At 64.0% G+C, this 25155-nt stretch carries 23 protein-coding genes and 1 pseudogene; 14 read left to right on the top strand and 10 right to left on the bottom strand.

Translation table 11 applies throughout. The annotated features are described in order from the left end of the window. Nucleotides 1–7 precede the first annotated feature (7 nt). Complete coding sequence (gene tyrS / locus ACSLE4_RS00285) at nucleotides 8–1261, bottom strand: tyrosine--tRNA ligase (RefSeq protein WP_435902490.1); 1254 nt, start codon at nucleotides 1259–1261, stop codon at nucleotides 8–10. An 86-nt stretch (nucleotides 1262–1347) separates the two neighbouring features. After that, on the bottom strand, nucleotides 1348–2016 hold the full coding sequence (locus ACSLE4_RS00280) for an alpha/beta hydrolase (RefSeq protein ID WP_435902489.1): 669 nt from the start codon (nucleotides 2014–2016) through the stop codon (nucleotides 1348–1350). Between the two features lie 280 nt (nucleotides 2017–2296). Between ACSLE4_RS00280 and ACSLE4_RS00275 the strand changes: the two genes are divergently transcribed. The 8 genes from ACSLE4_RS00275 to ACSLE4_RS00240 are packed head-to-tail and all read left to right on the top strand — an operon-like array spanning nucleotide 2297 to nucleotide 9650. Further along, nucleotides 2297–3448 (top strand): cysteine desulfurase family protein, encoded by a 1152-nt coding sequence (locus ACSLE4_RS00275; protein ID WP_435902488.1) that lies wholly within the window; start codon nucleotides 2297–2299, stop codon nucleotides 3446–3448. Nucleotides 3449–3484: 36 nt separating this feature from the next. After that, on the top strand, nucleotides 3485–4957 hold the full coding sequence (sufB, locus tag ACSLE4_RS00270) for a Fe-S cluster assembly protein SufB (RefSeq protein ID WP_435902487.1): 1473 nt from the start codon (nucleotides 3485–3487) through the stop codon (nucleotides 4955–4957). Nucleotides 4958–4988: 31 nt separating this feature from the next. Next, nucleotides 4989–5249 (top strand): hypothetical protein, encoded by a 261-nt coding sequence (locus ACSLE4_RS00265; RefSeq protein ID WP_435902496.1) that lies wholly within the window; start codon nucleotides 4989–4991, stop codon nucleotides 5247–5249. Nucleotides 5250–5295: 46 nt separating this feature from the next. Continuing rightward, nucleotides 5296–6051: a Fe-S cluster assembly ATPase SufC gene (gene sufC / locus ACSLE4_RS00260; protein WP_435902486.1), complete on the top strand. Its 756-nt coding sequence runs from the start codon at nucleotides 5296–5298 to the stop codon at nucleotides 6049–6051. A gap of 11 nt (nucleotides 6052–6062) precedes the next feature. Further along, nucleotides 6063–7415: a Fe-S cluster assembly protein SufD gene (gene sufD / locus ACSLE4_RS00255; protein ID WP_435902485.1), complete on the top strand. Its 1353-nt coding sequence runs from the start codon at nucleotides 6063–6065 to the stop codon at nucleotides 7413–7415. Nucleotides 7416–7427: 12 nt separating this feature from the next. Then, nucleotides 7428–8708, top strand: a complete 1281-nt coding sequence (locus ACSLE4_RS00250; RefSeq protein ID WP_435902484.1) for a cysteine desulfurase — start codon at nucleotides 7428–7430, stop codon at nucleotides 8706–8708. 14 nt (nucleotides 8709–8722) lie between these two features. Further along, nucleotides 8723–9214 (top strand): SUF system Fe-S cluster assembly protein, encoded by a 492-nt coding sequence (locus ACSLE4_RS00245; protein ID WP_435902483.1) that lies wholly within the window; start codon nucleotides 8723–8725, stop codon nucleotides 9212–9214. A 46-nt stretch (nucleotides 9215–9260) separates the two neighbouring features. Further along, on the top strand, nucleotides 9261–9650 hold the full coding sequence (locus ACSLE4_RS00240) for a HesB/IscA family protein (protein WP_435902482.1): 390 nt from the start codon (nucleotides 9261–9263) through the stop codon (nucleotides 9648–9650). Between the two features lie 135 nt (nucleotides 9651–9785). Here the strand turns inward: ACSLE4_RS00240 and ACSLE4_RS00235 are convergent, their stop codons facing one another. Then, the gene (locus ACSLE4_RS00235; protein WP_435902481.1) at nucleotides 9786–11282 is read right to left on the bottom strand and encodes a DEAD/DEAH box helicase; all 1497 of its coding nucleotides are present in this window, start codon (nucleotides 11280–11282) and stop codon (nucleotides 9786–9788) included. Nucleotides 11283–11550: 268 nt separating this feature from the next. Between ACSLE4_RS00235 and ACSLE4_RS00230 the strand changes: the two are divergent. Further along, nucleotides 11551–11922, top strand: a pseudogene (locus tag ACSLE4_RS00230) (methyltransferase family protein); the annotation flags it as partial. A 96-nt stretch (nucleotides 11923–12018) separates the two neighbouring features. On the opposite strand, the gene parE reads toward ACSLE4_RS00230, so the two are convergent. The 5 genes from parE to phnD all read right to left on the bottom strand — a co-directional run bounded on the left by parE (nucleotide 12019) and on the right by phnD (nucleotide 17693). Next, entirely contained in the window at nucleotides 12019–14088 is a 2070-nt protein-coding gene (gene parE / locus ACSLE4_RS00225; protein WP_435902480.1) for a DNA topoisomerase IV subunit B, read from the bottom strand. Between the two features lie 108 nt (nucleotides 14089–14196). Further along, nucleotides 14197–15012, bottom strand: a complete 816-nt coding sequence (gene phnE / locus ACSLE4_RS00220; protein ID WP_435902479.1) for a phosphonate ABC transporter, permease protein PhnE — start codon at nucleotides 15010–15012, stop codon at nucleotides 14197–14199. Then, a complete protein-coding gene (gene phnE, locus ACSLE4_RS00215; protein ID WP_435902478.1) occupies nucleotides 15012–15818 on the bottom strand; it encodes a phosphonate ABC transporter, permease protein PhnE in 807 nt (268 codons plus the stop codon). Before phnE (ACSLE4_RS00215) ends, phnE (ACSLE4_RS00220) begins: the two co-directional genes overlap by 1 nt. Further along, nucleotides 15815–16639 (bottom strand): phosphonate ABC transporter ATP-binding protein, encoded by an 825-nt coding sequence (gene phnC, locus ACSLE4_RS00210; RefSeq protein WP_435902477.1) that lies wholly within the window; start codon nucleotides 16637–16639, stop codon nucleotides 15815–15817. Before phnC ends, phnE (ACSLE4_RS00215) begins: the two co-directional genes overlap by 4 nt. An 88-nt stretch (nucleotides 16640–16727) precedes the next feature. Beyond that, nucleotides 16728–17693 carry a phosphate/phosphite/phosphonate ABC transporter substrate-binding protein gene (phnD, locus tag ACSLE4_RS00205; protein ID WP_435902476.1) on the bottom strand — a complete coding sequence of 322 codons (966 nt, stop codon included), beginning with the start codon at nucleotides 17691–17693 and terminating at the stop codon, nucleotides 16728–16730. A 125-nt stretch (nucleotides 17694–17818) separates the two neighbouring features. Between phnD and ACSLE4_RS00200 the strand changes: the two genes are divergently transcribed. Together ACSLE4_RS00200 and ACSLE4_RS00195 are read left to right on the top strand one after the other, a co-directional pair. After that, nucleotides 17819–18373 carry a thioredoxin family protein gene (locus ACSLE4_RS00200; RefSeq protein ID WP_435902475.1) on the top strand — a complete coding sequence of 185 codons (555 nt, stop codon included), beginning with the start codon at nucleotides 17819–17821 and terminating at the stop codon, nucleotides 18371–18373. Nucleotides 18374–18477: 104 nt separating this feature from the next. Then, nucleotides 18478–18774, top strand: a complete 297-nt coding sequence (locus tag ACSLE4_RS00195) for a hypothetical protein (RefSeq protein WP_435902474.1) — start codon at nucleotides 18478–18480, stop codon at nucleotides 18772–18774. Between the two features lie 174 nt (nucleotides 18775–18948). Here the strand turns inward: ACSLE4_RS00195 and glnA are convergent, their stop codons facing one another. Then, complete coding sequence (gene glnA / locus ACSLE4_RS00190; protein ID WP_435902473.1) at nucleotides 18949–20358, bottom strand: type I glutamate--ammonia ligase; 1410 nt, start codon at nucleotides 20356–20358, stop codon at nucleotides 18949–18951. A 112-nt stretch (nucleotides 20359–20470) separates the two neighbouring features. After that, a complete protein-coding gene (locus ACSLE4_RS00185; RefSeq protein ID WP_435902472.1) occupies nucleotides 20471–20809 on the bottom strand; it encodes a P-II family nitrogen regulator in 339 nt (112 codons plus the stop codon). Nucleotides 20810–21077: 268 nt separating this feature from the next. Here ACSLE4_RS00185 and ACSLE4_RS00180 point away from each other — a divergent pair, with 268 nt between their 5' ends. From ACSLE4_RS00180 to ACSLE4_RS00170, 3 genes are all read left to right on the top strand, one after another. After that, nucleotides 21078–22565: an NAD(P)H-hydrate dehydratase gene (locus ACSLE4_RS00180; RefSeq protein WP_435902471.1), complete on the top strand. Its 1488-nt coding sequence runs from the start codon at nucleotides 21078–21080 to the stop codon at nucleotides 22563–22565. Between the two features lie 113 nt (nucleotides 22566–22678). Then, on the top strand, nucleotides 22679–24373 hold the full coding sequence (locus ACSLE4_RS00175) for a tetratricopeptide repeat protein (protein WP_435902470.1): 1695 nt from the start codon (nucleotides 22679–22681) through the stop codon (nucleotides 24371–24373). Nucleotides 24374–24404: 31 nt separating this feature from the next. Further along, complete coding sequence (locus ACSLE4_RS00170) at nucleotides 24405–25130, top strand: (5-formylfuran-3-yl)methyl phosphate synthase (RefSeq protein ID WP_435902469.1); 726 nt, start codon at nucleotides 24405–24407, stop codon at nucleotides 25128–25130. Nucleotides 25131–25155: the final 25 nt, after the last annotated feature.

The raw sequence follows: 25155 nt of genomic DNA, 5'->3' as shown, positions 1-25155 counted from the left end.
GGTCCGCTTAGATGGGCCGGATCAGCGCGTGGCGCTTCTTGCCGAGCGAGAGCTTGATCACGCCGTCATCCGTCAGGTCCGCAAGGCTCAGCACCTGCCGTTCATCGGTGGCGGCCACGTCGTTGACCTTGATGCCGCCGCCTTTGATCTGACGCCGCGCCTCGCCGGTCGATTTCACGAAGCCGGCCAGCACGCTCGCGGTCAGCACGCCCAAGCCCTTTTCGAGGTCCGCGCGGGGCACGTCGATGCTCGGCAGGCTCGAGGCGATCTGTCCTTGCTCGAACGTCGTCCGCGCCGTCTCCGCCGCGCGGTCGGCCGCGTCACGCCCATGCACGAGCGCGGTGGCTTCCGTGGCCAGGACCTTCTTTGCCTCGTTCAGCTCGGCCCCTTGTAGCGCGGCAAGCCTGTCGATCTCATCAAGGGAAAGTTCTGTGAACAGCTTGAGGAAGCGCGGCACGTCGGCATCCTCGGCGTTCCGCCAGAACTGCCAGTAGTCATACGGGGAGAGCATATCGGGGTTGAGCCACATGGCGCCTGCCGCCGTCTTGCCCATCTTGGCGCCGGACGAGGTCGTCAGCAGCGGCGTGGTCAGCCCGAACAGCTCCACGCCTTCGGTGCGCCGGCCGAGCTCAATCCCGGTGACGATATTGCCCCATTGGTCCGAGCCGCCCATTTGCAGGCGGCAACCCTCGCGCCGGTAAAGCTCCACGAAGTCGTACGCCTGGAGCACCATGTAGTTGAACTCGATGAAGCTGAGATTCTGCTCGCGCTCGAGCCTGAGCTTCACGGAGTCCTGGCTCAGCATGCGGTTGACGCTGAAATGCCGGCCATAATCGCGCAGGAAATCGATGTAGTTGAGCGCCTCGAGCCAATCGGAGTTGTTGACCAGGATGGCGTCGCGCTCCCCGTCGCCGAAGCTCAAGAACTTCCCGAACACCGATTCGATGCCCGCGATATTCGCAGCGATCTCGGCATCGGTGAGGACCTTTCGCATCTCGTCCTTGCCGGAGGGATCGCCCACCTTGGTGGTGCCGCCACCGATGAGCACGATTGGCCGGTGCCCGGTCTGCTGAAGCTTCCTGAGCAACATGATGCTGACCAGGTTGCCCACATGCAGGCTCGGCGCCGTGCAGTCGAAGCCGATATAGCCGGTGATGATCTCGGACCGCGCGAGCTTATCGAGCGCCGCTTCGTCGGTACATTGGTGGATGTAGCCGCGCGTGGCGAGCTCGTGGAGAAGGTCCGATTTGACGGTGCTCATGGCGTCAGAGGGGCGCTCGAGGGTCGACAATGGTGTTCGCCAGAGCGTCTATCAGGTTTGGGAGGCGAATACCAAACCCTGCGCGCCTACGCCGCCGAGTCCTTCCGCGTCTTCCGCTTGCCCAGGCGCTTGTCGAGATAGCCGTCGACCACCTCCATGAGGCCGTCCATGCGCTCCTCGAAGAAGTGGTTCGCGTCCGGCACGGTCTGGTGGTCGATGACGATGCCCTTCTGGGTCTTCAGGCGATCGACGAGCCCACGCACCGAGTCCGTTGGCACGACTCGATCTTTCGCGCCGTTGACCATTAGCCCGGAGGACGGGCAGGGCGCTAGGAAGGTGAAGTCGTAGAGGTTCGCGGGGGGCGCCACGGAGATGAAGCCTTCGACCTCGGGACGGCGCATCAGCAGCTGCATGGCGATCCAGGCGCCGAACGACACCCCGGCGATCCAGCAGGACGGCGCATCGGCGTTATAGCCCTGGAGCCAGTCGAGCGCGGTGGCCGCGTCCGCGAGCTCGCCTGGCCCGTTGTCGAACAGGCCCTCGCTGCGGCCCACGCCCCGGAAGTTGAAACGCAGCACCGAGAAGCCGCGCTTCTGGAAGGCGTAATACAGGTGGTACACGACCTGATTGTTCATCGTCCCGCCGAACTGCGGATGCGGATGCAGGATCAGGGCGACAGGCGAGCTCGGAGAGCCCTCGTGATGATAGCGGGCTTCGATCCGGCCGCTGGGGCCGCTGATATTGACTTCAGGCATGAACGATTGGCCTCGACTTGGCGTTGTTGCGCTGCTGGGGTTGTGCTCTACGATCTATATGGGGCGGGTGTTCCGGCGCACCAACAAATGCCGCAAACCTTGACTCTGCCGCCTCAGCATCCTATACAAGCTAAGAGCTTAGAATTGTTCCAAACAAGGCCGTTCCAAATCAGCTGGGCGCTTGGAGCGGTCCGATTGTCAGGCCGCGCTTCATAGCATGGGCAACCGGGGCTCGTGCAAGCGTTAACCGGCGGCGTTTGGCCGCGAGCTTCGGCAGAGCATGAACCAGCGCGCTTATCTCGACCATAACGCGACGTCTCCCTTGCGCCCGGAAGTGCGTGAAGCGGTTGCCGCTGCGCTGTCGCTTCAGGGCAATCCCTCTTCGGTGCATGCGGAAGGCCGCGCCGCCCGTGCCGCGGTCGAGGAGGCCCGCGCCAAGGTGGCGGCGCTGGTCGGTGCGCGCCCCGAAGACGTGATCTTTACGAGCGGCGGCACCGAGGCGAACGCGCTGGCGCTGGCAGCACCCGCCGGCGAGGACTCCTGGCACTGTTATCTGTCGGCGATCGAGCATCCCTCGGTGCTGGCGGGCGGCCGGTTCCATCCGGAGACCACCACCCTCATTCCGGTCACGGCAGACGGCGTGGCCGATCTCGCGGTGCTCGCGGAAAAGCTCGAAAAGCACAAGCCCGGCGGCTGGCGGCCGCTCGTGTCTCTCATGGCCGCCAACAACGAGACCGGCGCCATCCAGCCGGTGGCCGACGCCGCTCAGCTCGTCCATGAGGCGGGCGGCATTCTGCATAGTGACGCGGTCCAGAGTGCCGGCCGTATGCCCCTTGATATCCGTGTACTCGGTGCCGACATGATGACCTTGTCGGCCCACAAGATCGGCGGACCGAAGGGGGTAGGCGCACTCGTCCTCGCGGAGGGCGTGGGTGTCGAGCCTCTGATCAAGGGTGGCGGCCAAGAGGGCCGCCGCCGCGCCGGCACCGAGAACGTGCCGGGTATAGTCGGCTTCGGTGTCGCGGCCGATCTCGCCGCCGCCGAGATTTCTCGAATGAATGAGATCGCCGCGCTCCGGGATACCCTGGAAGCGGGTGTGCGTGGTCTTGCCGCCGATGCGGTGATCTTCTCGGATCGCGTGTCGCGCCTGCCCAACACCTCCGCGATCGCCATCCCCGGCGTGAAGGCCGAGACGATGGTCATCGGGCTCGATCTCGCCGGCGTCGCCGTGAGCGCGGGAAGCGCCTGCTCTTCGGGTAAGGTCGAAGCCTCACACGTGCTCGCCGCCATGGGCGTGGCGCCCGAAGTGGCCCAGGGCGCGATCCGCATAAGCCTTGGTTTCGGCACTGAGAATACCGATATCCAATATTGTCTCAGCGCTCTCGCCGGCCTCATCAAGCGTCTCAAGAAAGATGCGAAGGAAGCAGCCTAACCGGCTGGTGAAACACTAGAATTTGGGAAGAAGAATATGCCCGCAGTTGAAGAAACCGTCGAACGCGTCAAACAGATCGACGTCGACAAGTACAAATACGGCTTCTTCACCGACATTGAATCGGTCAGGGCCCCAAAAGGCCTGAACGAGGACGTCGTCCGTTTCATCTCGGAGAAGAAGGGCGAGCCGCAGTGGATGCTCGACTGGCGGCTTGACGCCTATCGCCGCTGGCGCACCATGCAAGAGCCCACCTGGGCCAATGTCCAGTATCCAAAGATCGATTTCGAGGAGCTCTATTACTACTCGGCGCCGAAGAGCACGGCCGGCCCCAAGAGCCTCGCCGACGTCGATCCGGAGCTGCTCAAGACCTATGAGAAGCTCGGCATCCCGCTGAAAGAGCAGGAAGTGCTGGCCGGCGTGCAGGGCGCGCCCAGGGTCGCGGTCGACGCCGTGTTCGATAGCGTGTCCGTGGTCACCACCTTCAAGGAGGAGCTGGCCAAGGCGGGCGTGATCTTCTGCTCCATCTCCGAGGCCATCAAGAACCATCCGGAGCTGGTGAAGAAGTATCTGGGCTCGGTGGTGCCGGTGTCCGACAATTTCTACGCGACGCTGAACTCCGCGGTGTTCTCCGACGGCTCGTTCGTCTACGTGCCGGAAGGGGTGCGCTGCCCCATGGAGCTCTCCACCTATTTCCGCATCAATGCCGAGAACACCGGCCAGTTCGAGCGCACGCTCATTATCGCCGACAAGGGCGCCTATGTGAGCTATCTCGAAGGCTGCACCGCGCCCATGCGCGACGAGAACCAGCTTCATGCCGCCGTGGTTGAGCTGGTCGCGCTGGAAGACGCCGAGATCAAATACTCGACGGTGCAGAACTGGTACCCGGGCGACGCCAAAGGCAAGGGCGGCGTGTACAATTTCGTCACCAAGCGCGGCGATTGCCGGGGCGACCGCTCCAAGATTTCCTGGACGCAGGTCGAGACGGGCTCCGCCATCACCTGGAAATACCCATCTTGCATCCTGCGCGGCCACGGCAGCAGAGGCGAGTTCTACTCGATCGCCATTTCCAACGGCTATCAGCAAGTCGACAGCGGTACCAAGATGATCCATCTCGGCCGCGATACGTCGAGCCGCATCATCTCCAAGGGCATCGCCGCCGGGCACTCAAACAACACCTATCGCGGGCTCGTTTCGGCGCATCGCAAGGCCACGAACGCGCGGAACTTCACCTGCTGCGACTCCCTGCTCATCGGCGACAAATGCGGCGCACACACCGTGCCCTATATCGAGGCGAAGAATGCGAGCGCGACCTTCGAGCACGAGGCGACCACCTCGAAGATCTCTGACGACCAGCTGTTCTATTGCCTGAGCCGCGGGCTTTCGGAAGAGGAGGCCGTGGCGCTGATCGTCAACGGCTTCGTCCGCGACGTGCTTCAGCACCTGCCCATGGAGTTCATGGCCGAGACCCAGAAGCTCATCGGCATCTCGTTGGAGGGCAGTGTTGGGTAGCGCACGGATCCTCGACCAGGACTTAAAGGCCATGTCCCGCGAGCAGTTGATCGAGGAAGTGATGCGCCTGCGCGCGGGTATCAGGGAACATCGCGACGCGAGCGGCCATGATCTTTGCTGGCATCATCCTAGGCTCTGGGGTCTCTTGCCGGGGAAGACCGATCCGCTGCCGGTGGTTCCGCCTTGGCCTGAGTTTCTCGCCGGCTGCCTCAAGTACCGCAAGTCGCTCGATGAGCAACTACCAGGGAGAGTCGAGTCTGTCGGCGACTACGAAGGCGAGAAAAGCCGGTAGCCTGGGTCACTTCAGATGCAATGCCAAGGGTTAGAAAGAAGTCGTAATGCTTGAGATCAAAAACCTGCACGCCAAAGTCGACGGCAACGAGATCCTCAAAGGCCTCGACCTCACCCTGCCTGCTGGCGAGGTGCATGCCATCATGGGGCCGAACGGCTCCGGCAAGTCGACGCTCGCTTATGTGCTGGCCGGCAAGGAGGACTACGAGGTTACCGACGGTTCGATCACCTGGAAGGGGGAGGATCTGCTCGCGATGGACCCCTCCGAGCGCGCTGTCGCCGGCGTCTTCCTGGCCTTCCAGTATCCGATGGAGATTCCCGGCGTCGCCACCATGACCTTCCTGCGCAGCGCCGTGAACGCGGTGCGCAAGGCCCGCGACGAGGAAGAGTATTCCACGCCGGATTTCCTCCGCCTGGTCAAGGAGAAGGCGAAGGCGCTCAAGATCGATCCCGAGATGCTGCGGCGTCCGCTCAATGTCGGCTTTTCCGGCGGCGAGAAGAAGCGCAACGAGATCCTGCAAATGGCGCTTTTGGAGCCGGGGCTTTGTGTGCTCGATGAGACGGATTCCGGCCTCGACATCGATGCGCTTCGCATCGTCGCCGACGGCGTGAATGCGTTGCGCTCGAAAGAGCGCTCCATGCTTGTGATCACGCACTATCAGCGTCTGTTGAACTACATCGTGCCGGACAAGGTGCACGTGATGTCCGACGGCCGCGTGGCGCGTTCGGGCGGGCCTGAGCTTGCTCTTGAGCTCGAGAGATCCGGTTACGCCGAATTCGGCGGCGAAGCCACGGCCGCGTAGGGGGAGCGTTTATGGACCTGTCCGTCCAACAGTTTCGCAGCAAGGCCGAGCAGGAGCTGCTCGATCTCTACGCGAAGGCGGAGAACGCGCTACCTGGCGCGGCCAACCCCTTCGTGGCGGAGCTGCGCAAGACCGCCATCAAGGCTTATGCAGGCCTAGGACTGCCTCATCGCCGCGTGGAGGCCTGGAAATACACCGATTTGCGCGCGCGCCTTGAAGAGGTGAACCCGCTCATCGTGGCGTTGGGCGCCTCCGTGAGCGAAGCGGAGTTCGAGAGAGCTTTGGGCAAGCGGATCGCCGCCTTGCCGGCCTATCGCCTGGTGCTGGTCGAAGGCGAGCTTCGGGTCGATCTGTCCGACATGGCGGGCCTGGGCGAGGCCGGCGCCGAAGTGGGCTCGCTCGCCCATTTGCTCGAAATGCCGCCGGAATGGCTCAAGGAAGCGCTCGGCCAGGTGAATCCGCGCGAGGACGACGCGGTGCTCGCGCTCAACACCGCGCTGATGACCGGCGGCGTCGCCTTGCGTCTCCCTCGGGGCCTGACCCTGCAAAAGCCCATCCATATCGTGCATCTCGACGGCACCGGCCAGCCGGCCTCGACCTTCACCCGCAACGTCATCGTCGCGGAGGAGGGGGCGTCCGCCACCGTGCTTGAGAGCTACGGCACGCTCGGCATGCAAGGGCTTCAGCGCAACGCCGTGACCGAGGTCAAGCTCGGCGACAAGTCGGCGATTCAACATATCAAGCTGCAACGCGAAGCCACTGATACGATTCACCTGAATGTGTGGACTGCGAGCATCGCCGCCGATGCCCGCTACAACGCGTTCCAGTTTTCCCTCGGCGCGGCGCTCGCCCGCAACCAGCTCTATGTAGGCTTCGACGGCGAAGGCTCGGCGACGGACGTGTCCGGCGCCGATCTTCTGCGCGGCAAGCAGCATTGCGATACCACGCTCATCGTGGAGCATCGCGTGCCGGCCTGCGAAAGCCGCGAGCTGTTCAAGCTCGTCCTCGACGACGAGGCGCGCGGCATCTTCCAGGGCAAGGTCGTCGTTCTGCCAGATGCGCAGAAGACCGACGGTAAGCAAATGGCGCAGGCGCTGCTGCTCTCCGAGACGGCGGAGTTCGACTCGAAGCCCGAGCTCGAGATCTTCGCCGACGACGTCGTCTGCGGTCACGGCGCCACCTCCGGCCAGATCGACGACGAGCTCCTGTTCTATCTGGAGTCCCGCGGCCTGCCGGAGCAGGAAGCGCGCGCGCTGCTGATCCAAGCTTTTGTCGGCGAGGCCTTCGCGGTCGTGGAGAACGAGGCCTTGCAGGAGGCCTTCGCCGCCGCGTCCGCCGAATGGCTCGGCGCGCCGGCGGAGTAGGGCGAGGAGCCGATGACCATCCTCACACCATCGGCCAAGGACGTTCGGGTCAAGGATCTCCGCGCGACGGATGCAAGCTTCGACGTCGAGGCCATCCGCGCGGACTTTCCCATTCTGTCTGAGACGGTCCATGGCAAGCCGCTGACTTATCTCGACAATGGCGCATCGGCTCAGAAGCCGCGGCAAGTCATCGACGCCATCGCCCACGCCTACGGCCACGAATACGCCAACGTCCATCGCGGGCTGCACCATCTGTCGAATTTGGCCACCATCAACTTCGAGAAGGCGCGCGGGAAGGTGCGGGCGTTCCTCAATGCGCGCGCCGACGAGGAGATTATCTTCACCCGCAACGCCACCGAGGCCATCAACCTCGTGGCCTCGTCCTTCGGGCGGCCGCGCATCGGTGCAGGCGATGAGATTCTGCTCACCATCATGGAGCATCACTCGAACATCGTGCCCTGGCACTTCATTCGCGAGCGGCAAGGCGCGGTGCTGAAATGGGCGCCGGTGTCGGACGAGGGCGAGTTTCTGCTCGACGAGTTCGAGAAGCTCATCACCCCGCGCACCAAGATAATCGCCATTACACACATGTCGAACGTGCTGGGCACGATTGTGCCGGTGAAGGATGTCGTGCGGATCGCGCACGAACACGGCATTCCGGTCTTGGTGGATGGTGCCCAATGCGCGGTCCACCTTCCGGTCGACGTGCAAGAGCTCGATTGCGACTTCTACGCCTTCACCGGTCACAAGCTCTACGGCCCCACCGGCATCGGCGTGCTCTACGGCAAGAAGGAGCTGCTTGAGGAGATGCCGCCGTATCAGGGCGGCGGCGAGATGATCGGCTACGTCACCACCGACGAGATCACCTACGGCAAGCCACCGCACCGCTTCGAAGCGGGCACGCCGGCCATCGTCCAGGCGATCGGGCTCGGCGCGGCCATCGATTATGTGGAGGGGATCGGCCGCGAGCGCATCGCTGCCCATGAGCGGGTGGTTCTCGACTACGCCATGGAGAAGCTCGGGGAATTGAATTGGCTGAGGATTTTCGGCCGCGCCAAGGACAAGGGCAGCATCATTTCCTTTGAAGTGGACGGGGCTCACGCCCACGATGTGAGCACGATCCTGGACCGCTACGGCGTGGCCGTGCGCGCTGGCACCCATTGCTGCGAGCCGCTGCTGGCCCGGTTCGGCGTGACCTCGACATGCCGTGCCTCATTCGCCATGTATAATACCTTCGAGGAGGTCGACCGGCTGGCGGATGCGCTACGGAAGACCCGTGAGATGTTCTCTTAAGAGAGACAAGCGAGATGACTGAAAAGACTCAGCGAAACGAGACCGAGGAAGCCCCCGACGATCTGTCGCCGGGCATGGCGCAGTCCGCGCCCGGTCACGTGCAGACGCCTGGCGAAGCGCCGGCGCCGGGTGAGCCAGGTGCCGCGCCGGACCCCGCGGCTATCGAGGAGGACGCACCGTCCTCCATTCCGCCGGAGGAGTTGGAGCGGTTGCGCGAGGACCTTGTCGCCGCGCTCAAGACCGTGTTCGATCCGGAGATTCCCTGCGACATCTACGAGCTTGGGCTCATCTACAAGATCGACGTCGACGACGACCGCAATATCGAGGTCGACATGACGCTGACGGCGCCGGGGTGTCCCGTGGCGGGCGACATGCCGGGCTGGGTCGAAAATGCCGTGTCTTCGGTGCCGGGCGTCGGCCAGGTGAAGGTCAACCTGACCTTCGACCCGCCCTGGGACATGTCGCGCATGTCCGACGAGGCGCGCCTCGCTTTGAATATGTTCTAAAATTCAAGCCCTTGAACGACCGAGCAAATCATCCCAAGTTTCTATCATGAACACTCGCCCTCGCCCCCAAGCCATGCGCCTCACTGAAGCCGCCGCGGAGCGCATCCGCAAGCTCTCCGCAGATTCGGGCAAGGAGATCGAAGGCGTGCGCATCGGCGTGAAGAACGGCGGCTGCGCCGGCATGGAATACACCATGGAGTACGCGCAAGAGCGCGGGCCTCATGACGAGGTGGTGGAGGACAAGGGGGTCAGACTTTTGATTGACCCCACGGCTGTGATGTTCCTGCTCGGCACCGAGATGGACTATCAGGTGAACGAGATGCGCGCGGGCTTCGTGTTCAACAACCCGAACCAGACATCAGCGTGTGGCTGCGGCGAGTCGGTGATGTTGCAGGCCGCCACCGAGCGCGATACAGCCGAAGCCTCCTCCGACTAAAGCTCCGCATTATCCATTGTGATCGTCATGGCCGGGCTTGTTCCGGCCATCCACGTTTTGACCGCGCGGCAGAGAAATCGTGAATGCCGGAAAAGGCCGGCACGACAGGAGTTGGATTTGGGAGGCCTAGGGCGTCTACGGCACTCGGACCGAGCGCATCATGAAGGCCGGGACGTGGTCGCCCATGCCGCGAGCCTTGCCCCGGGGCTGCTCGGAGGGCCTTGAATCGTCCTTCGGCGCCTGCTTTTCACGCCGGCCGTCCCTGCCTTGCGCCTCGGGCGCCTTCGAGGGCTGGCTGTTGCTTTCGGCGGCCTTCGGGGCCTGGCCGTTGCTTTCGGCGGCTTTGGGCGATCTTGGTGCCGGCTTTGGCGCCTCGCTGCGTTGGGCGGGCTTCGCCTCGCCCGAAGCGCTTGAGGACTGCTGGCCGCCGCGCCGCGAACGGCCACCGCGCCGGCGTCCCCGACCATTGCCGCGATCCGACGTTTCGGCCTCCGCCGCCTCTTCGGGAACAGGAGCGCCGTCGAGCCAGGGAATCTCCTGGCGCAACATCGCTTCGATGGCCTTCAGGGCCTTGCGGTCCTTGGGTGTCACCAGCATGGCGGCAAAACCGTGGAGGCCTGCGCGGCCCGTGCGGCCGATGCGGTGTATGTAGTCTTCCGGGTGCACCGGCACGTCGTAATTAAAAATGTGGCTCACCGCGGGAATATCGAGCCCCCGGGCCGCCACGTCGCTCGCGGCGAGAAAAGCGATCGTGCCGTTGCGGAAAGCGTCCAATGTCGCCGTGCGCTGCCGCTGGTCCATATCGCCATGCAGCGCACCGACATTGAAGCCATGGCGCTGTAGCGAGCGGAACACGACACCGACATCCTTTTTTCGGTTGCAGAAGATGATGGCGTTCTTGACGGCCACCTCCTTCATCAACTCGCGAAGGGCCTGGCGCTTGGCGGCGGGCTCGTCGGACGTCCTTTTCAGGCGTTGCACGATGGTCGTCGCGGCGGTGGCCGGCGCCGAGACTTCGATGCGTTCGGGATTGTGAAGGAAGTTGTCGGCGAGACGTGCGATTTCGGGCGGCATGGTCGCCGAGAAAAAGAGGGTCTGCCGCGTGAAGGGAAGCATCTTGCAGATACGCTCGATGTCGGGAATGAAGCCCATGTCGAGCATTCGATCGGCTTCGTCGACCACCAGGATCTCGACGCCGTTGAGGAGAAGCTTGCCGCGCTCGCGGTGATCGAGCAGTCGGCCCGGCGTCGCGATCACCACGTCGGCGCCGCGGTCGAGCTTCTTGTCCTGTTCGTCGTAGGACACGCCGCCGATCAGAAGCGCCACCGTCAGCTTGTGGCTCTTGCCGAGGAGCTCGAAGGCTTCGGCGACCTGGGCGGCGAGTTCTCGCGTCGGCTCCAGGATCAGCGTCCGCGGCATCCGCGCTCTTGCGCGTCCGCGTTCGAGCCGCGTCAGCATGGGCAACACGAAGGAAGCCGTCTTGCCGGTGCCGGTCTGGGCGATGCCGAGCACGTCGCGGCCCGTGACCGCGATCGGAATGGCGGTCGCTTGAATCGGGGTGGGTGTATCGAAACCCGCCGCTTCCACGGCAGCTTCGACTTTGGGGCTTAAGCCAAGATTAGAGAAGCTCATGCGTTAGCAATATTACCGCGCTGACCTGTTAGGCCACGCGTCTTCTTTCTAAAGGCGCAAAGATTTGCTGCTACGATTCGCGGGCTTCGCGCAAGTGATCATCGAAGCATTACGGCCTTATGACCGTTGATGGCTTGTCCATGACATAGGCGGCATGAACGGCGTGCGCAAGGGGCAAAAGTTCGCAGAAACAGAGTAAATAGCCCGGCATGGGGCTATTTTCGGCTCCCAAGACGTGAAATCCGGGTGGCAAAGGGCGGAGCGCGGGATGAGGACGAACGACTATGCCGACGTGGCGATCAAGCCGCCACTCCTGTTCCTGGCCGCGCTGGCGCTGGGCTATGTCCTGACCCGCTATGTTCCCATAGGCCCGGGTCTCGCCTCGCCGAATGGGCTCGGCCTCACGGTGGGTCTGATTTTTGTCGCGGTTGGCTTCGCGCTGGCCATCCGCGCCATGCAAATGTTCCGCCGCGCCGGCACCCATGTGGCGCCCGGCCAGCCGGCGGCCGCGCTGGTCACCGCGGGGCCTTACCGCTTCACGCGGAATCCCATCTATATCGGCTTCGTGCTGGTCTATTTCGGTCTGTCGATCGTGCTGACGAGCGTATGGATCCTGCTGCTGCTCGTCCCCGTGGCGCTGATCCTTCAGCGCGGCGTCGTGCTCCGCGAGGAAGCCTATCTGGAGCGCAAATTCGGCGAGGGCTTACACGGAGCGCGTGCCGCGCTGGCTCTGAGGCTAGATGTCGAGCTCCTCCGGCTCGGCGAAAGCGGCCCGCTCCTGGATGAACTTGAAGCGCGCTTCGGGCTTGTTGCCCATAAGCTGATCGACCAGCTTGGTGGTGCCGGTGCGGTCTTCTTCGTCGATCTCCACGCGCAGCAGCGTGCGCGTCGAACGGTTCATGGTCGTTTCTTTGAGCTGCTTTGGAAGCATCTCGCCCAAGCCCTTGAAACGACTCACGTCGATTTTGCCGCGCCCGTTGAACTCCGACGCCATCAATTGATCCTTGTGGGCGTCGTTGCGGGCGTAGAGCGTCTTGGCGCCCTGGCTGATGCGAAAGAGCGGAGGCACGGCGAGATAAAGATGCCCGCCTTCGACCAGCCCCTTCATCTCCTGATAGAAGAAGGTGATGAGCAGCGAGGCGATATGCATGCCGTCCACGTCGGCGTCGGTCATGATGACGACTTTCTCGTAGCGCAGGTCGTCCTCGCTATAGCGGGTGCCCGTGCCACAGCCGAGCGCCTGGATGAGATCGCTCAAGAGTTGGTTGTCGGCAAGCTTGGCGGAACTCGCGCTCGCCACGTTGAGGATCTTGCCGCGCAAAGGCAGCACGGCTTGCGTGGCGCGGTCGCGCGCCTGCTTGGCGGAGCCTCCGGCGGAATCGCCCTCGACAATGAAGATCTCGGTGCCTTCGGCGCCCGTGGAGGCGCAATCGGCAAGCTTGCCGGGGAGGCGTAGGCGCCTTGTCGCCGTCTGCCGGCCGACTTCTTTTTCTTTGCGCCGCCTTAAGCGCTCCTCCGAACGATCCACCACCCAGTCGAGCAGGCGGCTCGCTTGGTTGGGATGGCCGGTCAACCAATGATCGAAGGAATCGCGCACGGTGTTCTCGACGATGCGCGCCGCTTCCTGCGTTGCCAGCCGGTCCTTGGTTTGGCCCTGAAACTCCGGCTCGCGGATGAACACCGACAGCATGGCGGCGGCCGTGCCGAGCACGTCGTCGGCGGTGATCTGTGACACGCGCTTGACCCCGGCGAGTTCGCCATAGGCGCGAAGGCCCTTGGTCAGCGCCGCGCGCAAACCCGCCTCGTGGGTGCCGCCGTCCGGCGTCGGCACGGTGTTGCAGTAGGAGTTCAAGAATCCGTCGGCATTGACCCAGGCGATCGCCCATTCGACCGAGCCATGCCCTTGCGCCTTTTCGATGCGCCCGGCGAACACGTCGTTAGTGACGGTGGTCAGACCTTCGATGCGGGTGGCGAGAAAGTCTTTCAGACCGCCGGGGAAATGGAGCACTGCCGTTTCGGGCGTCTCGGCGTCGTTGCCGAGCAGCGCCTTGGCGCAGGACCAGCGGATCTCGACGCCGCGGAACAGATAGGCCTTGGACCGCGCCATACGGAACAGGCGTGACGGCTTGAAGGCCGCGCCCTTGCCGAAGATTTTGGGATCCGGCTTAAAACGGATGCGTGTGCCGCGCCGGTTCTTGATGGGCCCGAGATTTTTGATCGGGCCATCGGGCACGCCGCGCGTATAGCTCTGCCGGTAGAGCTTCTGGCCGCGCGCGACCTCAACCTCGAGCGACTCGGACAGCGCATTCGCCACCGACACGCCGACGCCGTGCAGGCCGCCGCTTGTGGCGTAGACCTTGGAGTCGAATTTTCCGCCCGCGTGCAGCGTGGTCATGATGACTTCGAGCGCGGACTTCTTCTTGAACTTGGGATGCGGATCGATGGGGATGCCGCGGCCGTTGTCGGCCACCGTGAGGATCCCGTCCGCGTCGAGGTCGACCTCGATGCGGCTCGCATGTCCCTCAACCGCCTCGTCCATGGCGTTGTCCAGCACCTCGGCGAAGAGGTGGTGCATCGCTTTCTCGTCGGTGCCGCCGATATACATGCCCGGGCGCCGCCGGACCGGCTCGAGCCCCTCCAGCACCTCGATGTCCGCGGCCGTATAGGCGTCGTCGCCGGTTCCGCGGGCCTTGGAGGCCTTTTTCGCGGGCGCCTTGGCGGTCGCCGGCCTCCTTTGCGGGGCGGCGTCGAACAAATCGTCCGGGGAAACGGATTTGCGTTTGGTTGCTATGGACGGACTCCTCATGCCGGAAGGCGTGTCGCCTTCGCGAATCCGGAGAGAATCAACGACTTTTGGAACTGTTCGTTAGCTCGCACGCGCTTGGGGCTTTTTCAAGAGCCTGGCGCGTGGATGTCAGATGATGGCCGCACGGACCTTGGCCGAAATCCATTCGGAGATGGCGACCGTCACGAGGATGACGATGAAGATGACGGTGACCTCCGCCCAAGCGAGCCGGGCGAGCGACGACTGGAGCTGAAGCCCGATGCCCCCGGCGCCGACCAGGCCGAGAATGGTGGATTCCCGGATATTGATGTCCCAGCGGAACACGGAGATGCCGGCGAAGGCGGGCGCGATCTGCGGCCACACGGCGTAGTCCATGACCTGCCAGCGCGAGGCTCCGGTGGCGGCGACGGATTCGACCTGGGCCTGGTCGATCTCCTCGATCGCCTCGTAGAGCAGCTTGCCGATAAAGCCGATGGAGCGCAGCGCGATGGCGACGATGCCCGCCGTCAGGCCGGGCCCAATGATGGCGACCAGCAGCAGCGCCCAGATCAGCGAGTTGATCGAGCGCGAGGCGACGATCACGAGGAGCGCCACCGGCCGGACCAGCGCCGCACTCGGGGTCGTGTTGCGCGCGGCGAGAAACGCGACAGGCGTCGCCAACACGAGGCCGAGCGCCGTGCCGAGCGTGGCCATGTTGAGCGTGTCCCAGAGGGGCCCCCACAACCGGTCGAGATAGGACCAGCGCGGCGGCCAGGCGCGGGCGAGAAGATCGCCCGCTTGGCGCGGCGCGTCCTCGACGAACAGCCAGATCGTGTTCTTGTTCATCACCTGCCAGCACAGGACGAACAGCACCGCGAGCGTCAGCCAACCGGCCCAGATGCCCCATTGGGTGAACTGTGTGCGGCGCTGCCAGAGGAGCCGGTCGTTTACGGTAGTCACCGGCATCACTGCACCCATTTCCGCAAATGGCTGGAGGCATATTCGGCGGCGAGCACGACGAGGATGATCATGATCAAAATCGCGCCCGCCGTGTCGTAGTCGTAGCGCTGCATCGCCGTGTTGAGCGTGGCGCCGATGCCGCCTGCGCCGACAATGCCGATGACCGCGCTCTCGCGGAAATTGATATCGAGCCGGTAGAGCGACAGACCGATCAGCCGGGGCATGACCTGGGGCTGAATGCCGTAATTGATCACCTGCCACCAATTGGCGCCGGTGGCGCGGATGGCTTCTGCTTGAGCCTCGTTGATGTCTTCGATGTCCTCGGCGAGCAATTTCGCCATGAAGCCGATCGTGGCGAAGGAGAGGGTGAGGAAACCCGCGAACGGGCCGAAGCCGAACATTGCCACAAACAGGATGGCGATGATCACTTCCTGGAAGGCGCGCGACAGCGCGATGATGGCGCGGCAGACCGCATAGACCGGCAGCGGCGCGATGTTGCGCGCGGCGCCCAAACCAATCGGCACCGAGATCAGACAGCCGACCACGGTGGAGGTGACCGTCATGGTCAGGCTCTCCTCCATGCCGCGCCAGATGTCGCGGGATCGCGTCGTGAAGTCCGGCACGAGGAAGCCTTCGAGAAAGCGCGCGCCTTGGCTCAAGCCTTCGCCGATCCGCTCCCAATTGACGTCGAGGGTGGAGAGCGCTGCGGCGAGATAGACGAGCCCGCCGAGATAGAGTCCCCAGCGCAGCCACGGATTGGCGATGAGCGGCGGGCGTTTCCAGCGGTGCGGCTGAGTAAGTGCCGTGCTCATGCGAGCCCGGCCATGCGTTCCTCGCGTGCATGCGCGTCAAGATCAATGTCGTCTTCGGCCTTATCGTCGTGGATCTGCGTCCAGTCCTCTTCGCCGTAGATCTCGGTGAGCATGGCCGTGTTGAGCGCGGCCGGGGCGCCGTCGAAGACGATTTGCCCTGCGCGCAAGCCGATGATGCGATCGACGAACATCTTGGCCAGCAGTACGTCGTGCAGGCTGATGATCGCGGGCAGCGTGCGCTCGCGGCAGATTTCGCAGATAAGCCGCATGATCTGCCGCGCCGTCTTCGGGTCGAGCGAGGCCGTGGGCTCGTCAACCAGTAGAAGTTCGGGGTCCTGCTCGAGCGCCCGGGCGATGCCCACGCGTTGCCGCTGACCGCCGGAGAGCGCGCTGGCCCGTTTGTCAGCCTGCTCGGTCAGCCCGACCCGGTCGAGCAGCGTGAACGCCTTGTCCACGTCGGCTTGCGGAAAGCGCCGGAGGAACGAGCGCCAGAACGGCACGTAGCCGAGACGCCCCGAGAGCACGTTCTCCATGACGCTCAGCCGTTCGACCAGCGCGTATTCCTGGAAGATCATGCCCATGCGCCGGCGCGCGCGGCGCAAGCCTCCGCGCCCGAGCTGCGTGATGTCGGTGTCGTTGAGTTGCACCTGGCCGCTTGTCGGCTCGACCAACCGGTTGATGCAACGGATGAGCGTGGACTTGCCCGCGCCAGACGGCCCGATCAGCCCGACGACCTGCCCGGCGGGCACCTCGAAGGAGACGCCGTTGAGCGCGTGATCGCCGGTCCTATACCGTTTGCTGAGAGAGGAGACGCGCAGCATCGCTCACATCCGGGCCCAAAGGTTCCGGCATGGTATGGGAAAGGCTCCGCGCCGCAAACTCATGAGTGGGCCGGGCTAACAGGTTGCGTCAATTGCAGGAATAGACGACGCCGTTCGCCTCGTCGATCTGGCGGATGACGGCCCAATCGTCCTTGAAGCTGATGGGGATGAATTTGGTATCGCCGGACTTCGAGAACTCTTCGAGCAGCTTGGTGCCTTCCCAATCGAAGGAGAAGAACGCGTTCCTGATCTTCCCCTGAAGCTCCGGCGTGAGATTGTGGGCAACGCCGAAGCCCGTGGTGGGAAAAGTCTGAGATGTATAGATGGTCTTGAGCTGATCCTTCTCCACGAGGCCGCGGTCGATCATGCGCGCCTTGATCGAGTTGGCGACCGCCGCGGCGTCATAGTCCTTGTTGGCGACGCCGAGCACCGAGGTATCGTGCGCGCCGGAGAACCTCGGCGTGTAGTCGCGCTCGGCCTTCAGGCCGAACTCCGATTTCAGCAAAGCCGACGGCGCCTTGTAGCCGGAGTTCGACGTCTCCGAGGTGAACGCCATCGTCTTGCCCTTGAGGTCCGCGGGCTTCTCGATGCCTGAGCCCGGATAGGTGATGATCTCCATCTCGTAGCCGAACGAGCCGTCCTCACCCGCCATCATCGTGAAGGGGCGGAAACCCGCGCACGCCACGGCAAGTGGGTTCGAGCCGGTGTTGAAGCCCGCGACGTGCAAGCGCCCTGCGCGCATCGCCTCGATCTGTGCAGCGTTCGACTGCACGGGGAAGAATTGCACGCGCTTGCCCGTCACCTCGGTCAAATGGTCGAGGAATTCCTGCCACACCTCGGCATAGACCGCCGGGTCCTCGACGGGCGTATAGGCGAAGATCAGCATCGAGGGATCGACTTGCGCGGACGCATCCGCCGGGATATCGGCGATCATGTCGCCGTCTTTGTCCTGATAGCGGCTGTCGAGCTGGAAGGCCGCGCTCACGGGAAGGCCGATGGCCGCCGGCACGCAAAATGCCACCGACACACCGAGCGTCAGAAGAAATCGCCTCATCCTGTCGGTCTTTCCCCTAGCTTGTCTGGTTTTGATCCGGACCGGCCCATGCGCTAGCATTAGGCACAAGGCCAGCCCCGAAGCTAGTGGGCGGCCATGACAGATTTGCGAAGAGGAGACCCCGTGTGGCTGAGCATACCCCCGTCTGCGATTTCGGCTGGAAGGCGCCCGAATTCACGCTTCCAGGTGTCGACGGCAAGACCTACGGCTTGCAGGAGCTGAAAGGTCCGAACGGCACGCTCGTCGTGTTCATCTGCAATCACTGCCCCTATGTCAAAGCGGTGATCGACCGCCTCGTGCGCGACGCCACGGAGCTGAAGGCGCTCGGCGTCAACACCGTGACCATCTGCTCCAACGACGCGACCACGCATCCGGACGACTCCTTCGAGCCCATGAAGGACTTCGCGCAAGAACACGGCTTCACCTTTCCCTATCTCCATGACGAAAGCCAAGACGTGGCCCGCGCCTACGATGCCGTCTGCACGCCGGACTTTTTCGGCTTCAACAAGGACCTGGAACTTCAGTATCGTGGCCGGCTCGACGAGAGCGGGCGCGATCCCGCGGGGCCCGATGTGCGCCGCGAATTGTTCGAGGCGATGAAACAAGTCGCCGAGACTGGCCAAGGCCCGCGAGCCCAGACGGCGTCCATCGGCTGCTCCATCAAGTGGAAGGCGGCGTGAGCGTTTTGGGTCACCGTTAAACCCCCGTTTAAGTCTACGGCTTTTCCGTTTCTTTACCTGCGTGTCGCTAAAATTCATCCCAAATCGAGGGGAATTTGCGCGGCATGTTGATTCGATACGCCATGCTGATGGGAGCGGCGGCCGCGGCTATTTGGGGCGCCGTCAATCTCGGCACGAGCAATGCGAGCATGATGTTGGTCGATGCGGGGCAGGGCGCGCCGCAGACGAACCTGTCGCTATGGGTGCTCGGCCTGATTGCGGCGTTTATCACCCTGTCGCTCGGCCGCTTCGTGATCTTCGGCCTGCCCTCGATGATGGACGATTGGTACCGCGACAACAAATCGTGGCTGGTCTTGGGCGGCGGCGGGGCTCTGATCTACGGGGTGTTTTATTTGATGTAGCCGCAAGGCTCGGGAGTTTTGGGGGAGCCTGGCAAGGACCAATGGCTTCCCGCGTCCGACGGGGGAACGCGGGAGGAAAAGGGCTAAAGGTTCTGCAAGGCCGGGCGAAAGAGGGGCGGCCGCCCAATAAGCGGCCGTCCCATCTTCGTTTGAACGGTCTAAGCCTGAAGCGGCCTAGACGCTGTAATACATGTCGAACTCGATCGGGTGGGGCATCATCTCGAAGCGCTCCACCTCTTCCATCTTCAGCTCCAGATAGGCGTCGATCGCGTCGTCGGTGAACACGTTCCCCTTCTTGAGGAAGGCGCGGTCGGCGTCCAGCGACTCGCAAGCTTCGCGCAGCGACCCGCATACGGTCGGCACCTTCTCGAGCTCCTCCGGCGGCAGATCGTACAGGTTCTTGTCGATCGGATCGCCCGGATCGAGCTTGTTCTCGATGCCGTCGAGGCCGGCCATGAGCATGGCGGCGAAGGCGAGATACGGATTCGCGGTCGGATCGGGGAAGCGCACCTCGACGCGCTTGGACTTCGGACCCGTGCCGAGCGGAATGCGGCACGAAGCGGAGCGGTTGCGCGAGGAGTAGGCCAGCAGCACCGGCGCCTCGTAACCGGGCACCAGACGCTTATAGGAGTTGGTGCTCGGGTTGGTGAAGGCGTTCAGCGCCTTGGCGTGTTTCAGGATACCGGCAATGTAGTGCAGCGCCGTGTCCGACAGGTCGGCGTATTTGTCGCCGGCGAAGATCGGGCTGCCGTCCTTCCAGATCGACTGATGGGTGTGCATGCCCGAGCCGTTGTCGCCGAATACCGGCTTCGGCATGAAGGTCGCGGTCTTGCCGTAGACATGCGCCACGTTGTGGATCACGTATTTATAGATCTGCATCGCGTCGCCGGTCTGGATGATCGGGCCGAACTTGATGCCGAGCTCGTGCTGGGCGGCGCCCACCTCGTGGTGGTGCTTTTCGGTGCTGACGCCCATCTCCGACATCACCGAAAGCATCTCCGAGCGCAGGTCTTGCGCGGAATCGACCGGCGGCACGGGGAAGTAGCCGCCCTTGGTGCGCGGCCGGTGGCCGAGATTGCCCATCTCGTACTCGGTGCCCATGTTTGACGGCAGCTCCGTGGAGTCGATGCGGTAGCCGCAGCTATAGGGCTCTGCGGTGAAGCGTACGTCGTCGAAGACGAAGAACTCGGCCTCGGGTCCGAACACGGCCGTGTCGCCTACACCCGTCTGCTGCATATAGGCTTGCGCCTTGCCGGCGATGGAACGCGGATCGCGCTCATAGGGCTCGTTGGTGAGCGGCTCGAGCACGTCGCAGAACACGGCCAGCGTGCTCTGCGCGAAAAACGGGTCGATCACCGCCGAGTTGCAGTCCGGCATGAGCTTCATGTCCGACTCGTTGATCGCCTTCCAACCGGCGATCGACGAACCGTCGAACATCACGCCCTCTGCAAAAGCCTCTTCGTCCATGAGGGCCGAGTCCATCGTCACGTGCTGCAACTTCCCCCGCGGATCGGTGAAGCGCAGATCGACGAACTTGATCTCCTCGTCTTTGAGCTTCTTAGCAATGGTCTTTGCGTCTGCCATGTCCACTCCCTGTCATGCGTGCTTAAGCTGCCCATTGAGGGGGGCGGCTGTTAGGTTGCTTCCATTTATAGTCTGAACTTCTATAGTCTGAACTTCTCCAGGCCGTCCCCCGTCAGATAGCATCGTTTCCGGTCTCGCCCGTCCGGATGCGCACGGCTTCCTCAACGTTGGAGACGAAAATCTTTCCATCGCCGATACGCCCCGTCTTGGCCGAGGCGATGATGGCTTCGACGGCTTTTTCCACCATGTTGTCGCCAAGCACGAGCTCAAGCTTCACTTTGGGCAGGAAATCAACGACATACTCGGCGCCGCGGTAAAGTTCGGTGTGCCCCTTCTGCCGGCCGAACCCCTTGGCCTCGGTTACAGTGATGCCTTGAAGCCCAATCTCTTGCAGGGCTTCCTTCACCTCATCGAGCTTGAAGGGCTTGATGATCGCTTCAATCTTTTTCATTCTTCGTGATACCTCCCAGCAACGCACAGCAGCCCTTCGCCGCGAAGTCGCGCCGCCAATTAAAAGCACTACGCGCCAGCCAAAGCACGCAATGTGCCAACTTTATGTGCGAAAGTTATTCAAATGATTCCAGCACCCTATCGCCTAATCGCAAATTGTGAAGGCGAAATGAATTGGGAGTGTGCCCACTATATAGGCGGCTCGCCTAATATTCGTGCAGAAATGCGCGCGGCGGAACCAGAACGCATGTCCGGCGGAAGGCAAAGCCATGCTTGAGCTGTTGACCGCGGAGGAAATGGGACGCGCCGACCGTCTCACCATCGAGAGCGGCGTACCCGGCGCCATGCTCATGGAGAATGCGGGCCTCGGCGTCGCCGATGAGATCTCGGCGCGGTTTCCCGATGCCTCGACTGTCGCGGTGCTGTGCGGTCCCGGCAACAACGGCGGCGACGGCTTCGTCGCGGCGCGGCATCTCCTGGAGCGCGGTTATCGCGTGCGCCTCGGCTTCGATGGCGATCCGGCCAAGCTCCCGGCCGATGCCGCTCACATGGCGGGACGGTTCAAGGGCGCCGTCGGCCCGCTGGGCACCGATCTACTCGCCGACGCCGAAGTGATCGTCGACGGGCTGTTCGGGGCAGGGCTCGCGCGGCCGATCGAAGGCAGGCTTGCCGCGCTGATCGAGGAAGCCAATGAATGCGGGGCGCCGATCGTCGCCATCGACGTGCCGAGCGGCATCGACGGCACGACCGGCGCCGTCCGCGGCACGGCGATGCGTGCCGTCGCCACGGTCACCTTCTTCCGGCGCAAGCCTGGGCATCTCCTGCTGCCGGGCCGGCTTTGCTGCGGCGCGGTGCGTGTTGTCGATATCGGCATTCCAGCGTCCGTTCTGGAAACGGTGAAGCCTAACACCTTCGCCAATGAGCCCGGCTTGTGGCTTGCCGAATTCCCGTGGCCCACGGAGGAGGGACACAAATATCTGCGCGGTCACGCACTGGTCGCCTCCGGTCCCATGGAGTCGACCGGGGCCGCGCGGCTCGCCGCGCGCGGTGCGCTAAGGGCCGGCGCTGGGCTCGTTACCGTCGCCTCGCCGCGCGACGCGCTCGCCGTGAACGCGGCACAGCTCACCGCGATCATGGTGCGCGAGGCGGACGGGCCCCAAGGGATCGCCGCGCTGCTTGCCGATCCGCGCAAGAATGCCTTTCTCATCGGCCCGGGCCACGGTGTCGGCGAAGAGACGAAGGCCATGGTGCTCGCGGCGCTCAAAGCCGGGCCGGCGGTGGTGCTCGACGCCGACGCGCTGACATCGTTCGCCGACGACAAGGAGACGCTGTTCAACGCGATTCATGCGCGTGAAGCACCTGTGGTGATGACCCCGCATGAGGGCGAGTTCGCCCGCCTGTTCGGCGATGTCGCGGGAAAGTCGAAGGTCGAGAAATCGCGCACCGCCGCGTCTCAGGCCGGCGCGACCGTGGTTCTCAAAGGCGCCGACACGGTGATTGCCGCGCCAAGCGGCGAGGCCGCCATCGATGCCAACGGTACCCCCTGGCTCGCCACGGCAGGCTCCGGCGACGTGCTGGGGGGCATGGTTCTCGGCCTCCTGGCCCAAGGCATGACGGGCTTTCTCGCGGCGAGCGCGGCGGTATGGATGCACGGCCAGGCGGCCAAAATCTTCGGGCCAGGGCTCATCGCCGAGGATCTTCCGGAGACACTGCCTCAGGTCTTGCGGGGCCTGGAAAGCGGCCGGGCGCAAGGCTGACCGAAGCCTGTGGACGGCCCCCAAAGCGAAGAGTGACCGTTTATTGACACACTCCAACGTTATGGGGGACATGAAGGGTTATAACCCCTGGGAGAGGCCGAGCCGACGCCGCCATGGCATCCTTTCGCGCGAAAATTTGTCTGACCCTCGCCGCCGCTACAGTCGTGGCCGTGGTGGGCGCGGCCCAGGCCGAGGATCAGGTTCTGCTGCGCGCCCGCGAAGGCGCCGCGGCCATGATCCGTGGGCAGTTCGAGCGCGCGGTTTCTCTCTACGACGAGGCCCTGGCCACGCCGGATGTCTCCAAATTCGTCCAGGCCAGCATCTACAGCGATCGCGGCGTCGCCAAATGGCGCATGAAGCAGACCCGGGAAGCGGTCGACGATTTCAACGAGTCCATTCAGCTCTCGCCGGAAAGTGCCACCGTCTACAACAACCGCGGCAACGCGCTGATGGATCTCGGGCATCCTGAGGAGGCCATCAAGGACTTCGACCGCGCGATTCAGCTTCAGCCCGCCTACGGCGCCGCCTACAACAACCGCGGTAATGCCTATGCCGCCTTGCATGACTATGAGGCGGCGTTCCAGTCCTTCCGCAACGCCACGACGCTTCTGCCCAAGAGCCCTGCGCCCTTCAACGGCCGCGGGCGCGCGCACACAGAGCTCGACCGCTATCATGCGGCCTTGCGCGATCTGACCCGCGCCATCGCGCTCGACCAGAAATATGCCGCCGCCTACCGCAATCGCGCCGAAGCCCATTTCGCCATCGGCAATTACGGCGAAGCGGCGGAGGACGCCACTCAAGCGCTCGATTTGGAGCCCGACCGGCCACAGCCCAAGCTCGTGCTGCTGCGCGCCGAAGCCTACGCCGCAGAGAACAAATTCCGTGAAGCGATCGCCGACTTCGACCGGGCGCTCGAACTCGACCCCAATTTGATCGAAGCTTACGTGGAGCGCGGCGTGCTGTTCGCCAAGAACAACCGCTACGACGACGCCATCGGCGATTACAACCGCGCCATCGAGATGGATCCTAAAAACGCCAAGGCCTTCGCCATGCGCGCCGAGGTGAAGCTGAACCAGGAAGCGCCGGGCGAAGCCTTGACCGACGTCAACCAGGCGCTTTTCTTAAGCCTCGGCGATCCGCTCGCCTTGCGCATCCGCGGCAACATCTACGAGGCTGAGGAGCGCGTCGGCGACGCCATCTACGATTATCAAAAGGCCCTGACCAAGGACCCGTTCCAGGCCGAAGCCCGCGCCGCGCTCGTCCGTCTCGATCAAGAGGTGCCCGCGGACACCGGCCAGCCGCTCGGCGAGCCCGTGGACGGCTGGGTCGTTAGCGAGGCGTCGCCCGGCCGCTACATTGCCACCAACCCGGACTACCGCGGCTTGCGCGCCGAGATCGAAATGTTCGGTCAGGGCCAGCCCAAGATCCTGGAATGGAAGCTGCTGCGCGGCGCCTTGTCGGGCATCGGGTTGCTGAAATACTACGCCGGCAGTGCCGGCGAGGACGGCGAGCTGGAATATGTGGCGATTATCGACACGCGCGCCGACAAGGTCGTCTCCATCGAGCCGGAGCGTTGGGGGTCGAAGCCCGCCACCTGGACCTGGCAGGCCGTTTCGGTGGTAGTGACCGATCCCGACGGCCATTCCAACGAGGTGGCCCTGCGCAAAGTCAGCCGAACCGCTCCCGTGGCCCGCCGCCAGAACGACGGCGTTTTCGGCGGCCAGAGCCGAAGCCGCCAGAGAACGCAACGCCGCGGCGGTGGCGGCGGCGGCGGCAGCCCCGGCATGCTCGATTGGCTGTTCCGCTGATGCAGATTGCCGGCGCGTGCCAAAGACATTCATGACCCGGTTCCTCGCCAGCGTCCGCGATCCCGCCGAGACTGAGGTGGTCCTCGCCGCCGGCGCCGATATCGTCGATCTCAAGGACCCGGCGCAGGGCGCGCTGGGCGCCGTCGCGCCGGAGCTTATCGAGGCGTGTGTGGCGCGGATCGCGCGCCGCACGCCGGTGAGCGCCACGGTGGGCGATCTCCCCATGGAGCCCGACGGCGTAGCACAAGCGGTGGCAGCGACAGCGGCCTTGGGCGTTGACGACGTGAAGCTTGGCATTCTTCCTGGCGGCGATCCGCAAGCCTGCTTTGCCGCTTTGCGTGCGCTCGACCTGCGCACGGGGCTGATCCTCGTGCTCTTCGCCGACGCCATGCCGGCCTTCGATCCGGTGGCGGCGGCGAAGGCCGCGGGCGCACGGGGGCTGATGCTCGACACGGCCGGCAAGGGGACGGGCGCGCTCCCCGACCATATGGCGATGAACGATATCGCAGGATTCGTGGAGGCAGGACGCCGCGCGGGGCTCATGGTAGGCGTCGCCGGGTCTCTGCGGGCGTCCCATGTGGCACCGCTGCTCGCGCTCCAGCCTGACGTGATCGGCTTTCGCGGGGCGCTGTGCCGCGATGGGGTGCGGGATCGCGGGCTCGATCCGGAGGCATGCCGCCGGATCCGGGCCTTGATCCCAGCGGGCCGGGCTCACGAACAGCGTTTCCAGGAGCCGCACGCCGCCGCTCTATGCTAGAGCTTCGGCACGACCCGAATGCCGC

The organism is Methyloceanibacter sp. (assembly GCF_051306395.1).
GTDB lineage: Bacteria > Pseudomonadota > Alphaproteobacteria > Rhizobiales > Methyloligellaceae > Methyloceanibacter.
The sequence above is the reverse complement of the archived record's forward strand: the minus strand, read 5'-3'. Positions and strand labels throughout refer to the sequence as shown.

Bases quoted from the DNA above. Each gene is read 5' to 3' on its own strand.
- tyrS (WP_435902490.1), bottom strand. From the start codon at position 1,261: ATGAGCACCGTCAAATCGGACCTTCTCCACGAGCTCGCCACGCGCGGC.
- ACSLE4_RS00280 (WP_435902489.1), bottom strand. From the start codon at position 2,016: ATGCCTGAAGTCAATATCAGCGGCCCCAGCGGCCGGATCGAAGCCCGC.
- ACSLE4_RS00275 (WP_435902488.1), top strand. From the start codon at position 2,297: ATGAACCAGCGCGCTTATCTCGACCATAACGCGACGTCTCCCTTGCGC.
- sufB (WP_435902487.1), top strand. From the start codon at position 3,485: ATGCCCGCAGTTGAAGAAACCGTCGAACGCGTCAAACAGATCGACGTC.
- ACSLE4_RS00265 (WP_435902496.1), top strand. From the start codon at position 4,989: ATGTCCCGCGAGCAGTTGATCGAGGAAGTGATGCGCCTGCGCGCGGGT.
- sufC (WP_435902486.1), top strand. From the start codon at position 5,296: ATGCTTGAGATCAAAAACCTGCACGCCAAAGTCGACGGCAACGAGATC.
- sufD (WP_435902485.1), top strand. From the start codon at position 6,063: ATGGACCTGTCCGTCCAACAGTTTCGCAGCAAGGCCGAGCAGGAGCTG.
- ACSLE4_RS00250 (WP_435902484.1), top strand. From the start codon at position 7,428: ATGACCATCCTCACACCATCGGCCAAGGACGTTCGGGTCAAGGATCTC.
- ACSLE4_RS00245 (WP_435902483.1), top strand. From the start codon at position 8,723: ATGACTGAAAAGACTCAGCGAAACGAGACCGAGGAAGCCCCCGACGAT.
- ACSLE4_RS00240 (WP_435902482.1), top strand. From the start codon at position 9,261: ATGAACACTCGCCCTCGCCCCCAAGCCATGCGCCTCACTGAAGCCGCC.
- ACSLE4_RS00235 (WP_435902481.1), bottom strand. From the start codon at position 11,282: ATGAGCTTCTCTAATCTTGGCTTAAGCCCCAAAGTCGAAGCTGCCGTG.
- parE (WP_435902480.1), bottom strand. From the start codon at position 14,088: ATGAGGAGTCCGTCCATAGCAACCAAACGCAAATCCGTTTCCCCGGAC.
- phnE (WP_435902479.1), bottom strand. From the start codon at position 15,012: ATGCCGGTGACTACCGTAAACGACCGGCTCCTCTGGCAGCGCCGCACA.
- phnE (WP_435902478.1), bottom strand. From the start codon at position 15,818: ATGAGCACGGCACTTACTCAGCCGCACCGCTGGAAACGCCCGCCGCTC.
- phnC (WP_435902477.1), bottom strand. From the start codon at position 16,639: ATGCTGCGCGTCTCCTCTCTCAGCAAACGGTATAGGACCGGCGATCAC.
- phnD (WP_435902476.1), bottom strand. From the start codon at position 17,693: ATGAGGCGATTTCTTCTGACGCTCGGTGTGTCGGTGGCATTTTGCGTG.
- ACSLE4_RS00195 (WP_435902474.1), top strand. From the start codon at position 18,478: ATGTTGATTCGATACGCCATGCTGATGGGAGCGGCGGCCGCGGCTATT.
- glnA (WP_435902473.1), bottom strand. From the start codon at position 20,358: ATGGCAGACGCAAAGACCATTGCTAAGAAGCTCAAAGACGAGGAGATC.
- ACSLE4_RS00185 (WP_435902472.1), bottom strand. From the start codon at position 20,809: ATGAAAAAGATTGAAGCGATCATCAAGCCCTTCAAGCTCGATGAGGTG.
- ACSLE4_RS00180 (WP_435902471.1), top strand. From the start codon at position 21,078: ATGCTTGAGCTGTTGACCGCGGAGGAAATGGGACGCGCCGACCGTCTC.
- ACSLE4_RS00175 (WP_435902470.1), top strand. From the start codon at position 22,679: ATGGCATCCTTTCGCGCGAAAATTTGTCTGACCCTCGCCGCCGCTACA.
- ACSLE4_RS00170 (WP_435902469.1), top strand. From the start codon at position 24,405: ATGACCCGGTTCCTCGCCAGCGTCCGCGATCCCGCCGAGACTGAGGTG.